Below are 11,987 nucleotides of genomic sequence, written 5' to 3' on the forward strand. Positions count from 1 at the left end.
AGACCCGGAAGGGGGCCGAATACAAGGCCCCCGAACCGAATCACCCCGTCGTTACCGGAGGCCATCATGAAGACCCGCACCGCTCTCGTCGTCGGCGCCTTTGCCGCTTCCCTCATGCTTCCGTTTGCGGTCGGCGCTGCCTCCGATGCCCCGGCCGACGCGCCCGCGGCGGCGCCGCAAGCGATGCCGCGCCACAGCCACATGGCCGAAAAGATTGCCCCGTCGGCCCAGCAGGCCCCGGCGCCCAAAGCTGCCGAGCAAGGCAGGGCCAAGCCCAGGGTCAAGCCGCACAACCATCAGCGCGACATGAAGTAGGCATTTTTCGCCGGGCCGCACATTCCGCCTTGCGGCATGGGAGATGGAAGCTATAGTTAAGGAGAATATTCCGTTCGCCTTTGGATTCCATCGCTGTGCCGTTCAAGGAGGGAGTCGATGGTCCTCACGTCCCCGGTTGCCGCCCACGAGGCGATCGAGTCCGGCGTTGCCGGTTCGAAGACGCTCGCGGCGCTGGACGAATGACGGCGATGGGTCTCGTTGCGCGCTTCTTGCCGCTGGCGGCATGCCTGCTGACGGTCGCTGCATCGGTCGTTGCGGCCGACGCCGTGACGCGCCGCGAGACCTCGCTCTCGCTGCGGGCCTGTCAGCCCCCGGCGCGCGCCGTCGTGCGCGACTACCAGCGGCGTGGGCTCGGTGTCGTGCGCTGCCCGGCGCCGCGCGGCTTCAATCTGTTCTTCGTGTCGTCGGATGGCAACTCCTGGCTTGACGTCGGCCGCGGCGCGAACATCTGGAGTGGCCAACAGGCGGTCGTCCATCGCCGGGGCGCGGGCAATCTCCCGAACGTCACCGGCTCGGTCCTTTGGCTGCGCGATGTGCGTGGCTGGCGTGGCCTGGTGTTCGCCGTCGCGTCGCGCGACGTGAGCGACGAACGCCGTCTCGCCTATTTCGCCGTGCGCACCGACCCATCGCGCGTCTGTCTCCTTGGCAGTTTCGATGGCCGCAGCGAGGCCGAAGCGGCCGTCAGCTCGCAGCAGCGCTGCGTCGAGGAGCACGGCGGCGCGCCGTGAAGACTGCGATACCTGTCGTCGATAAGCGACGTGCGAAGAAGCCATTAGGTCCCAATTCATTCCAGGTAGATCCCCCCGTAACAGTCGCTAGCAACATTACCGGGATTGCGGTATCGGCAATTCGCGCGCTTCCATCCAGAATCCATCGATCACATTGGCATCACGATGGCAAAACCATCGGCATCAAGGGTAGTACCAAAATCACTACACGAGGAGACCGCAAAAATGGAAAACGCAGCAAACGACACGATCTGTATCGACAGGCCCCAGTGCGCACCGATCGACCTGCCGGAAGTCCACGGACTGCCGTGGGACCAGCAGGTCGAGGCGGCGCATGCGTGGCAGGCGGCAGGCGGCAACGTCGACGACGCGGACGAGGCGGAGCCCGCTCCGCAAGGCTATCTGCCGACGATGCGCACCATCACGCGGATGAACACGGTGCTGGTGTCGCTGCGTGAGCGGCTGCAGCAGATCCAGATCGAGGCCGCGAACGTCGCGATCGTCGAGCTGTCGTTGCGCGAGGCATCGACCCCCGAGACGCCGAACGTCGAGGATGCGTTTTCCCCGCTGCACCCGGACCAGCTGCAGCAGTTCGACGCGCTCGCGGCCTCGTGCCTCCAGCTGCTGACGTCCGCGCAGACGACGCTGGCAGCCGTGCCCGGCTTCCTACCCAACAGCATCCGCACCGTGCGCCGCACCCTGGCCGCCCAGGCCTGAGGCTTTCTTAGCGTTCGGGCCCGCCCGTCGGGCCCATTTCCGACATCAGCTCCGCGATCAGTCCGCGCCGGCGCCTTGCGGTGTCGGTCCGGCCTGATCGGCCGCCTTCAGCAGATCCGCTCCCACAAGGACTTCTCTTCCTCGAAGCGGTCGAGCTCCAGCCCTTCGAAGTCCGAACGCGCGACGAGCCCGACCACCTTCCCGTCCGCGACGACCGGAAGATGCCGGAAACCGCCGTCGCTCATCAGGCGCAGCGCGTCGATCGCATGGGCGTCCGGCGCGATCGTCACCGGCGCGGGCGTCATGACCGAGTCGAGCCGCGCGCTGTCCGGATTGTGCTGGTCTCCGAGCAGGCGCACCGCGTCGCGGCCCGTGAAGATCCCGAGCAGCCGGTGCGCGCGGTCGGCGACGAGCACCGCGCCGAAGTGCCGCTCGCACATGCGCCGGCAGGCCCGTCGCACGGAGGCATCGGGCGGCAACATCAACAGCTCCTGATTCCGGATGATGTCTGATATGTAGCGGTTCGTCATGGCAATGCCCTCCTTGCGCGTGGCTGCATGTACCCCTTGCTTTCAATCTAGCAGCTCGCGGCGGGCTCGCTGCCCCGCTTGCGATTCGTATTTCATTCATTTGTCGTTCACCTTCGGGGGCGTAGCGTGAGGCCCTGATATCCCAGCCAGGAGAATGTCAGATGCGCCCGAATCTCGTCGCGATGTCCGCCGTCGCGGCATTCGCCTTCACGACGATGGCCGCCTCGGCAATGCCGGCTGGCTCGTCCGAGCTTCCCGCCAACAACGGCTCGGCCGCGACCGAAGCGGCCAGGGGCTGGAAGACCGACCAGCGGGTCCGAAGCGGCATCGACGCCATCCGCGGCGCGATCGACGCAGTGCGGTCGACACCCCCGGACGCGGCCCAACTCGAAAGCCTTGGTCACCGGATCGAATCGCGGGTCTCGCTGCTGCTCGCCCTCTGCACCGACCGCACCGCAGCGGAACGCCATCTGCGCATGCTGCTTGCCGAGATGGCCGACGGCACGGACCTGATGCGCCATGCGGCCAAAGTTGAGGCGCGCCGCATGGGGCTGCTGAAGGTCGTGCAGGCGCTCAACCTGTACGGCGTCCTGTTCCAGCACCCCGGCTGGCGGGCGCTCGACGAGACGATCGACCTTCCAGCGCCATGACCCGGGCCGCCGTCCGGCCCCTTGGGCAATCCCGCCCGCAAGACCAACGAGGAGTCCTTCAATGAATAAGCCAGCTTCAAGACGACTGCTGATCGCCTGTGCCGTCGCAGCCACCGCCGCTCTTTTCGCCGCGCCCGGCGCCTCCGCCGCGACGGGACACGAACATGGCGCGCCCGCGCTGAGGCTCAACGCCGGCGCTAAATGGGCCACGGACGCCGCGTTGCGCCAAGGCATGACCAAGATCCGCACGGACGTCGAGGCCACGCTCCCCGCCATCCACGCCGGCCGCTTCACCGCCGGGCAGTACGAGGCGCTCGGCAAGGCGGTCGAATCGCAGCTCGCCTACATCGTCGGCAACTGCAAGCTCGCCCCCGACGCCGATGCCGTGCTGCATGGCGTCATCGCCGGACTGTCGGATGGTGCGGGCATCCTGACCGGCAAGCGCGCCGCGCCTGACCGCAAGGCCGGTGCCCTGCAGATCGTCGCCGCGCTCGACAACTATGGGCGCTATTTCGACCATCCGGGATGGACACCTATCTCGTAAGGTAAGTACCTCGCACCCGCCCCAGCCCGGCGCTCATCGCCCGGGTCTTGGCGGGGAGCGTCAGGCCCCGGGATCGGCTTCGATCTCACCGAAATACCTGAAGCCCGCCCGCCCGCCGGCCTTGGCGCGGTACATCGCCTGGTCGGCGTTCTTCAGCAGCACATCGAGCTTGAAATGGTCGTCGGGATACAGGCTGATCCCGATGCTGGTCGAGACGTGGAATTCGCGTCCCGCGAGCTGGAAGGGCGCGGCGATCGCATTCAGCAGCTTTGCCGCGACGACATTGACGCCGTCGATCTGCTGCACGTCGACCAGCAGCACGACGAATTCGTCGCCCCCCAGCCGCGCGACCGTGTCAAAACCGCGCACGCAATCGCGCAGCCGTCGCGCGACCTCCTGCAGCAGCAGATCGCCGACGTCGTGCCCGACCGTGTCGTTCACCGCCTTGAAGTGGTCGAGGTCGAGGTATAGCAAGGCTACCTTCGTCCCGCTGCGCGCCGCGACGGTCACCGCCTGGTCGAGCCGCTCGTGCAACAGCGTACGGTTCGGCAGGTCCGTCAGCGCGTCGTAGTGCGCCATGTGATCGAGCTTGTCCTCGATCGTCTTGCGCTCGCTGATGTCATAGAAGATGCCGCAATAGTTCGTGATCTTGCCGTCTTCGTCCCTGATCGTGCTGATCGACAGAAACTTGGGATAGACCGTCCCGTCCTTGCGCCGGTCCCAGATCTCGCCATGCCAATGGCCCGTCGTACGGATCGCATCCCACATCCGCCGATAGAAGGGCCGGTCGTGGCGATCCGACTGCAGGATGCTCGGGTTCTGTCCGATCGCCTCATCCGTCCCGTAGCCAGTGAGGCGGCTGAACGAACTGTTCGCCGCGATGATCCTGACCCGCGCGTCGGTGATGATCATCGCCATTTCGGTCGTTTCGAAGACCTTGTGCGTGAGCAGAAAACGCTCTTCGGCCTGACGCTTCGCCGTAATGTCGTCGCCGACCAGCACAAGGCTCCGCGGATGTCCGGAACTCGTCGGCAGCACGATCGCATGCCACAGCAGCAGGCGCCGCGCGCCGCCGCGATCCAGGATCGCCATCTCGAATTCGGGATCGAATCCCCAATCATGGAGATGCTCGCTCTCGGCGGGGGGCGGCCAGCGCGGACTACTCTGGCCGGACGGTGTGAAGGCGTCGAAGAAATTTCGCTCGATGACTTCCTCCCCCCTGCGGCCGAGAAGCTCCAGCAAAGGCCGGTTCGCGAACCGAACCCGGCCGTCGATGTCGAGTGCGACCGCCGCGAGCCGCGTATGCTCCAGCAGATCGGTCAGATGGTGGTCCGCGAGGCTCGTTTCGAACTCGCTTTGTTCGCAAGGCGACAGCGGGAGAAACAAGCCGATGAATCCCGTCGGCATCGACTGCGCTTCGATCAGCATCGACGCATCCGTCCCGTCACGCCGCCGCACACGGCAATGGCAACGCAGGGCGCGGCCCGCGGCGCTCGCGATCGAGAATTCGGGTTTGATGGCCGCGGCATCGTCGGGATGAAGACTGCCGAGCCAGCCGAGCCCCAAGCCGTCGACCATATCCTGGCCGGTCAGCACGCTCCATGCTTGGGTCAGAAATAGAAAGTTGCCTTCCGGCGACGCGATCCATTGGATGATGTGTCCCGGATCGGTCAACTTCAGGTGGAAGTGTGTTTCGGACTGCGGTATCGGCATGGCGTATTCGGGGGCTTCCTTGCGGTCCATTTCTGACGCAGTCTGATTCGAAAAGGTGGCGATCATCGCGTAAAAGCAGGAGTCGTGCCATCTTTGCCGACCCAAAATGAGTAATGGTGCGATGGCGGCATACCTTGCCTGCAAGCCTCCGATGCCTGCCCTCGCCGGCACACTTCCCCACGGTTCCGTTTGCGCAATCGCGGGCCCGCGTCGGCAATGCACTGCAAATGCAAGCGCAAGTCACTGTTTGTTAGCCATTTTTCTGTGAAACACGGGTGGGAAACACTAGGCATGTGCACTGCAACAGCGTAAAATTCCGCCCCTTCCCGCTTCATCCGCGCCGGGGTGCGCCATGCTCTATCCCTCCCGTTTCGACGTCATCGTGGTTGGCGGCGGTCACGCCGGTACCGAAGCCGCACTTGCGTCCGCCCGCATGGGCGCGAAAACCCTGCTGCTCACGCACAACATCGAAACCCTCGGCCAGATGAGCTGCAACCCGTCGATCGGCGGCATTGGCAAGGGTCACCTGGTCAAGGAAGTCGATGCGCTGGGTGGCGCGATGGCCGCCGCTACCGACGAAGGCGGCATCCAGTTCCGCATCCTCAACGCGTCGAAGGGCCCCGCGGTACGGGCGACCCGCGCCCAGGCCGACCGCGTGCTGTACAAGGCCGCGATTCGTCACCGCCTCGAAAACCAGCCCAACCTGTGGCTCTTCCAGCAGGCCGTCGACGACATCACCGTCGTCGGCGACCGTGTCACGGGGGTGGTCACGCAGATCGGCCTCGCCTTCGAAGCGCCCGCCGTCGTGCTGACCGCCGGCACCTTCCTCAACGGCCTCGTGCACGTCGGCCTCGAACACTACTCCGCGGGCCGTGCCGGCGACCCGCCGTCGATCTCGCTCGGCCAGCGCCTCAAGGAACTCAAGCTCCCGCAAGGGCGGCTCAAGACTGGCACCCCGCCGCGCCTCGACGCGCGCACGATCGACTTCTCGGTGATGCAGGAGCAGCCCGGCGACGACCCGGTGCCGGTGTTCAGTTTCCTCGGCTCCGCCGCCCAGCACCCGGCGCAACTGCCGTGCTGGATCACGCACACCAACGAGCGCACGCACGACATCATCCGCGCCAACCTCGACCGCTCGCCGATGTACTCCGGCGTCATCGAAGGCGTCGGCCCGCGCTACTGCCCATCGATCGAAGACAAGATCCACCGCTTCGCCGACAAGGACAGCCACAACATCTTCCTCGAGCCCGAAGGCCTCACGACGCACGAGATCTACCCCAACGGGATCTCGACCTCGCTGCCCTTCGACGTCCAGCTCGCGATCGTGCGCTCGATCCGCGGCCTCGAAAACGCCCACATCCTGCGCCCCGGCTATGCGATCGAGTACGACTACTTCGACCCGCGCAACCTCAAGAGCAGCCTCGAAACCAAGACCTTCCACGGCCTCTTCTTCGCCGGCCAGATCAACGGCACGACCGGCTACGAGGAAGCCGCCGCGCAGGGCCTCCTGGCTGGCGCCAATGCCGCGCTGCAGGTGCAGGGCCGCGAAGCCTGGTGCCCGCGCCGCGACGAAGCCTACCTCGGCGTGCTCGTCGACGACCTCATCACGCGCGGCGTGGCCGAGCCCTACCGCATGTTCACGTCGCGCGCCGAATACCGCCTCTCGCTGCGCGAAGACAACGCCGACCTGCGCCTGACCGAAAAGGGTCGCGAACTGGGCCTCGTCGATGACGTCCGCTGGGAAGCCTTCTGCCGCAAACGTGAAGCGATCGAGCGTGAAACCGCGCGTCTCAAGGCCACCTGGGCGCAACCCGACCGGGTCCCCCCGGCCGATGCCGAGCGTGTCGTCGGCAAGGCCTTGGAGCGCGAATACCGCTTCTTCGAACTGCTGCGCCGCCCGAACACGCGCTACGTCGACCTGATGACGCTCCCCGGTGCCCCGGAGACACCCGAGACCGATCCGCAAGTCATCGAGCAGATCGAAATCGCTGCAAAATACCAGGGTTACATCGACCGTCAGCAGGACGAAGTTGCTAAGCAACTGCAGGCCGAATCCACGCGCCTGCCCGCCGATCTCGACTACGCCGACGTGCGCGGCCTGTCGAAGGAAGTGCAGCAGAAGCTCAACCAGCACAAGCCCGAGACCATCGGCCAGGCCGGCCGCATCCAGGGCGTCACGCCGGCCGCGATCTCGCTGCTGCTGGTCTGGCTCAAGCGCCGCGAGCTCGCCTCCCGCGTCCGCAGTGGCGACGACACGAAGGCCCGTTCCGCATGAGCACAATGACCCTCGAACGCGGCCTCGCCGAGATGGGCCTCGACCTGCCCTCCGAGGTGCAGTCGCGGCTGCTCGCCTTCGCCGCGCTGCTCGCGAAGTGGAACAAGGTTTACAACCTGACCTCGATCCGCGACGCCGGCCAGATGCTGACCCACCACCTGCTCGACTCGCTCGTGGTGCTGCCGCATCTCGCGGGCATCGAGCGCCTCGCCGACGTCGGCTCCGGCGGGGGGCTTCCCGGCATCCCGCTCGCGATCGCCACGCAAGGGCGCGAACCGGCGCTTGCGATCTCGTCGATCGAGACGGTCAACAAGAAGGCCACTTTCCAGCAGCAGGCGAAGATCGAGCTCGGCCTCGACGACTTCACCGTGCTCAACGAGCGCGTCGAAAACGTCCGTCCCGCCGCGCCTTTCGACGCCGTCATCTCGCGCGCCTTCTCGGAACTCACCGACTTCGTGACCCTCACGGCGCACCTGCTGCGACCCGGCGGACGTTTTCTTGCCATGAAGGGCGTGTATCCTGATGACGAAATCGCACGCCTGCCGTCCGCCTTCCGGGTGGTCGAGGTGCTGCCGTTGACGGTGCCGGGACTCGGCGCCGAACGTCACCTGATCGTCCTGGAACAGAACTGAATGGCTCGAATTTTCTGCGTTGCCAACCAGAAGGGCGGGGTCGGCAAGACCACGACCTGCGTGAACCTCGCCGCCGCGCTCAAGCTCGCCGGCCAGCGCACCCTGCTCGTCGACCTCGACCCGCAAGGCAACGCCACGATGGGGAGCGGCATCGACAAGCGCGCGCTCCAGAAATCCGTTTACCACGTGCTCGTCGGTCTCGCGACGATTGACGAAGCCCGCGTCGCCTCGCCCACCGGTGGCTACGACGTCCTGCCGGCGAACCGCGACCTTGCCGGCGCGGAAGTCGAGCTCGTCGACCTCGAACGCCGCGAGAACCGCCTGCGCGACGCCTTCAAGCAGTTCGACGCCGACTACGACTTCGTCCTCGTCGACTGCCCGCCCTCGCTCTCGATGCTCACCCTCAACGGCCTGTGCGCCGCCGACGGCGTCGTCATCCCGATGCAGTGTGAGTACTACGCCCTCGAGGGCCTGTCGGACCTCGTCAATACGATCAAGAAGGTCCACGCCAACCTCAACCGCGACCTCAAGGTCATCGGCCTGCTGCGCGTCATGTTCGACCCGCGCATGACGCTGCAGCAGCAGGTCTCCGCCCAGCTCGAAAGCCACTTCGGCGACAAGGTGTTCCGCGCGATCGTCCCGCGCAACGTGCGTCTCGCGGAAGCGCCCAGCCACGGCATGCCCGGCGTCGTCTTCGACAAAGCCGCCAAGGGCGCGCTCGCCTACCTCGCTTTCGCCAAAGAAATGATCGAACGCGTGAAAACGCTGTGACGCCAACCCGGATGCACAGGCAACGCCCATGACACGACCCAAACTCAAAGGCCTCGGCCGCGGTCTCGACGCACTACTCGCCGGCAACAGCGACGACGAAGCCGCAGGCGAGCTGCAGACCCTCGCCATCGCCGACCTGCAACCGGGCAAGTACCAGCCGCGCACGCGCATGGATCCGGGCTCGCTCGAAGAACTCGCCGCGTCGATCAAGGCCCAGGGCGTGATGCAGCCGATCCTGGTGCGTCCGGTCAACGGCTCGCGCTACGAGATCATCGCCGGCGAGCGCCGCTGGCGTGCCGCCCAGATCGCCGAACTCCCCGACGTCCCCTGTCTCGTGCGCGAGATCCCCGACGAAGCGGCGCTCGCGATGTCGCTGATCGAAAACATCCAGCGCGAAGACCTCAATCCGCTCGAGGAAGCGAACGGCATCCAGCGCCTGATCGACGAATTCAGCATGACCCACCAGCAGGCCGCCGACGCCGTCGGCCGCTCGCGCCCGGCCGCATCCAACTTGCTGCGCCTGCTGAACCTCGCCCGCCCGGTGCAGGAGCTCCTGATGGCCGGCGACATCGACATGGGGCACGCACGCGCGATATTGCCGCTCGACGGAGCCAACCAGATCCAACTCGCCAACCAGGTCGCCGCCCGCGGCCTGTCCGTCCGCGACACCGAACGCCTCGTGCAGCACATCATCCAGCCGCGCCCGAAGAAGACGCCGCCCCCCGCCGACCGCGACCTGCAACGGCTCGAAGAGGAGCTGGCCGACACGATCGGCGCGACGGTCCGCATCAAGACCGGCCGCAAGGGCGCCGGGGAGCTCAAGATCAGCTTCGGCAGTCTCGACCAGCTCGACGGCGTTCTTGCGCGCTTGCGCGGCACCGCCGAATAAGCTGATTTGCTGGCCCCATTCGAAGCTCGAATGGTTTTCCGGTACGAAATAGTGCCTATCTTGTATAAGATGCAGGACTTGACGATTGCGGTATGTTGCAGCGCCATAGTCATTTGACTTTGTTACGGTTAACCCCTAGTATTCACGCAATTTTTGAGGCGGTCAGCGCCCACTAAGGGCGGCGCGACGCGGATCCATGCTGAAAGTGGTTCTCCTGCAGTTTTGCGCAACGATCGCGGCAACGGCCATCGCGGCCTTTTTTTTCGGCCATGCCGGAGCAGTCTCCGCCGCACTCGGGGGGATGTCCTGCGTGCTGCCGAGCGGATTATTCGCGTTGCGGCTGTATCTGACAGCGCAGCGCGGCGGGTCACAACATGTGGCCGTTTTTTTTGTCGGCGAGCTCTTCAAGATCGCGTCGATAGTGGGATTGTTGGTGCTGGTCGGGCTGCTGTACGAACACGTCCATTGGGGAGCGCTGTTCCTCGGCCTGATCGTGGCACTGAAGGCGAATTTATTTGCATTTTTGGTGAAGACCTAATATGGCTACCGAAGCTCTGACCTCAGGCGAGTACATCGTCCACCACCTTACCCACTTCAACAGCACCGGCCACGCGCAGAAATCGGTCATCGACTGGAGTGTCATCAACGTCGATACCCTGTTCTTCTCGATCGCGTTGGGCGTCATTGCGCTGTTCTTCCTGATCCGCGCCGCCAACAAGGCGACCTCCGGCGTGCCAGGCCGCTTCCAGGCTGCCGTCGAAATCCTCGTCGAGATGGTTGCCGATCAGGCCAAGGGCATCGTGCACAGCGCCGAATCGCGCAAGTTCGTCGCTCCGGTCGCGCTGACCGTGTTCCTGTGGATCTTCCTGATGAACTCGATGGATTTCCTGCCCGTCGATCTGCTGCCGCGTATCTGGGCCACCGCTTCGGGCAACGAGCACGCCTTCCTCCGCGTCGTGCCGACCGCCGACCTGAACGGCACCCTCGGCATGTCGATCGGCGTGCTGCTGCTGTGCCTTTACTACAACATCAAGATCAAGGGGCTGTCGGGCTGGGTGCATGAGCTCTTTACCGCGCCCTTCGGCGGCCATCCGCTGCTGTACCCGATCAACTTCCTGATGCAGATGATCGAGTTCCTGGCCAAGACCGTTTCGCACGGCATGCGACTCTTCGGCAACATGTACGCCGGTGAACTGATTTTCATGCTGATCGCGCTGCTCGGCGGCACCGCCTCCGTCTTCGGCATCGTCGGCCACATTGTCGCGGGTTCGATCTGGGCAGTGTTCCACATCCTGATCGTCGCGCTGCAGGCCTTCATCTTCATGATGCTGACCCTGGTGTACATCGGTCAGGCGCACGAAAGCCACTAACAGTTTTTCTTGTCGTAACTGGTTTCTTTTTAGCTTCAATTTTTTTACTTAAGGAGTTGTCATGGAAAACATTCTCGGTCTCGTCGCGCTGGCTGCTGGTCTGATCATCGGTCTGGGTGCTATCGGTGCTTGTATCGGTATCGGCATCATGGGTTCCAAGTACCTCGAAGCCTCGGCCCGTCAGCCTGAGCTGATGAACGCGCTGCAAACCAAGATGTTCCTGCTGGCCGGTCTGATCGACGCCGCGTTCCTGATCGGTGTCGGTATCGCGATGATGTTCGCCTTCGCCAACCCGTTCGTGCTGCACTGATCCATTCACGTTCGCCTCTTTGAACAAAACTGAGGGACAAGAACCGTGAATTTGAACGCAACCCTGATAGCCCAGCTCGTTGTGTTCTTCATTCTGGCGTGGGTCACGATGAAGTTCGTGTGGCCCCCCATCGTGAAGGCGCTCGACGAGCGCGCGAAGAAAATCGCTGACGGGCTGGCGGCTGCGGACAAGGCCAAGGCCGATCTCTCGCATGCCGAGAAGAAGGTCGTCGAAGAGCTGCGCAAGGCCCGCGAATCCGCGGGTGACGTGCGGACGTCTGCTGAAAAGCAGGCCTCCAAGCTCATCGACGATGCGCGTGCCGAAGCTGCCCGCATCATCGCCCAGGCTCGTGAAGCTGCGGAAGGCGAAGCCGCCACCGCTGCCCAGCGCGCCAAGGAAGCCCTGCGTGACCAGGTCGCGAATCTGGCCGTCGCCGGCGCCGAGCGCATTCTGCGCCGCGAAATCAACGCCCAGGTGCACGCTGACCTGCTTGCCAACCTGAAAACGGAACTGCAATAAGTC

At 64.8% G+C, this 11,987-nt stretch carries 15 protein-coding genes; 13 read left to right on the forward strand and 2 right to left on the reverse strand.

All coding sequences use genetic code 11. The annotated features are described in order from the left end of the window. Positions 1 to 66: 66 nt before the first annotated feature. The 3 genes from AZKH_RS00500 to AZKH_RS00510 all read left to right on the forward strand — a co-directional run bounded on the left by AZKH_RS00500 (position 67) and on the right by AZKH_RS00510 (position 1,781). Positions 67 to 315 (forward strand): hypothetical protein, encoded by a 249-nt coding sequence (locus tag AZKH_RS00500; protein ID WP_041655766.1) that lies wholly within the window; start codon positions 67 to 69, stop codon positions 313 to 315. Positions 316 to 515: 200 nt separating this feature from the next. After that, complete coding sequence (locus AZKH_RS00505) at positions 516 to 1,064, forward strand: hypothetical protein (RefSeq protein ID WP_015433756.1); 549 nt, start codon at positions 516 to 518, stop codon at positions 1,062 to 1,064. 225 nt (positions 1,065 to 1,289) lie between these two features. Next, complete coding sequence (locus AZKH_RS00510; protein WP_015433757.1) at positions 1,290 to 1,781, forward strand: hypothetical protein; 492 nt, start codon at positions 1,290 to 1,292, stop codon at positions 1,779 to 1,781. A gap of 107 nt (positions 1,782 to 1,888) precedes the next feature. Here the strand turns inward: AZKH_RS00510 and AZKH_RS00515 are convergent, their stop codons facing one another. Next, positions 1,889 to 2,311, reverse strand: coding sequence for a cyclic nucleotide-binding/CBS domain-containing protein (locus tag AZKH_RS00515; protein WP_015433758.1), 423 nt, complete (start codon positions 2,309 to 2,311; stop codon positions 1,889 to 1,891). Between the two features lie 161 nt (positions 2,312 to 2,472). Between AZKH_RS00515 and AZKH_RS00520 the strand changes: the two genes are divergently transcribed. Both AZKH_RS00520 and AZKH_RS00525 read left to right on the forward strand, forming a co-directional pair. Beyond that, positions 2,473 to 2,961, forward strand: coding sequence for a hypothetical protein (locus tag AZKH_RS00520; RefSeq protein WP_015433759.1), 489 nt, complete (start codon positions 2,473 to 2,475; stop codon positions 2,959 to 2,961). A gap of 61 nt (positions 2,962 to 3,022) precedes the next feature. Further along, positions 3,023 to 3,505 (forward strand): hypothetical protein, encoded by a 483-nt coding sequence (locus tag AZKH_RS00525; RefSeq protein ID WP_015433760.1) that lies wholly within the window; start codon positions 3,023 to 3,025, stop codon positions 3,503 to 3,505. A 60-nt stretch (positions 3,506 to 3,565) separates the two neighbouring features. On the opposite strand, the gene AZKH_RS26080 is transcribed toward AZKH_RS00525, so the two are convergent. Continuing rightward, positions 3,566 to 5,248 (reverse strand): bifunctional diguanylate cyclase/phosphodiesterase, encoded by a 1,683-nt coding sequence (locus AZKH_RS26080; protein ID WP_015433761.1) that lies wholly within the window; start codon positions 5,246 to 5,248, stop codon positions 3,566 to 3,568. A 322-nt stretch (positions 5,249 to 5,570) separates the two neighbouring features. Between AZKH_RS26080 and mnmG the strand changes: the two genes are divergently transcribed. The 8 genes from mnmG to AZKH_RS00570 all read left to right on the forward strand — a co-directional run bounded on the left by mnmG (position 5,571) and on the right by AZKH_RS00570 (position 11,984). Next, positions 5,571 to 7,493, forward strand: coding sequence for a tRNA uridine-5-carboxymethylaminomethyl(34) synthesis enzyme MnmG (mnmG, locus tag AZKH_RS00535; protein WP_015433762.1), 1,923 nt, complete (start codon positions 5,571 to 5,573; stop codon positions 7,491 to 7,493). Then, the gene (gene rsmG / locus AZKH_RS00540; RefSeq protein WP_015433763.1) at positions 7,490 to 8,125 is read left to right on the forward strand and encodes a 16S rRNA (guanine(527)-N(7))-methyltransferase RsmG; all 636 of its coding nucleotides are present in this window, start codon (positions 7,490 to 7,492) and stop codon (positions 8,123 to 8,125) included. The genes mnmG and rsmG overlap by 4 nt, the downstream gene beginning before the upstream one ends. After that, entirely contained in the window at positions 8,126 to 8,896 is a 771-nt protein-coding gene (locus AZKH_RS00545; RefSeq protein ID WP_015433764.1) for a ParA family protein, read from the forward strand. It abuts the gene before it with no gap. A gap of 28 nt (positions 8,897 to 8,924) precedes the next feature. Then, positions 8,925 to 9,785 carry a ParB/RepB/Spo0J family partition protein gene (locus tag AZKH_RS00550; RefSeq protein WP_015433765.1) on the forward strand — a complete coding sequence of 287 codons (861 nt, stop codon included), beginning with the start codon at positions 8,925 to 8,927 and terminating at the stop codon, positions 9,783 to 9,785. 196 nt (positions 9,786 to 9,981) lie between these two features. Then, positions 9,982 to 10,323: an ATP synthase subunit I gene (locus AZKH_RS00555; RefSeq protein ID WP_015433766.1), complete on the forward strand. Its 342-nt coding sequence runs from the start codon at positions 9,982 to 9,984 to the stop codon at positions 10,321 to 10,323. A gap of 1 nt (position 10,324) precedes the next feature. Beyond that, entirely contained in the window at positions 10,325 to 11,155 is an 831-nt protein-coding gene (atpB, locus tag AZKH_RS00560; protein ID WP_015433767.1) for a F0F1 ATP synthase subunit A, read from the forward strand. Between the two features lie 61 nt (positions 11,156 to 11,216). Next, a complete protein-coding gene (gene atpE / locus AZKH_RS00565) occupies positions 11,217 to 11,465 on the forward strand; it encodes a F0F1 ATP synthase subunit C (protein ID WP_015433768.1) in 249 nt (82 codons plus the stop codon). 45 nt (positions 11,466 to 11,510) lie between these two features. Further along, complete coding sequence (locus AZKH_RS00570) at positions 11,511 to 11,984, forward strand: F0F1 ATP synthase subunit B (protein ID WP_015433769.1); 474 nt, start codon at positions 11,511 to 11,513, stop codon at positions 11,982 to 11,984. The last annotated feature ends 3 nt before the right edge of the window (positions 11,985 to 11,987 follow it).

The organism is Azoarcus sp. KH32C (genome assembly GCF_000349945.1).
Taxonomy (GTDB): domain Bacteria; phylum Pseudomonadota; class Gammaproteobacteria; order Burkholderiales; family Rhodocyclaceae; genus Aromatoleum.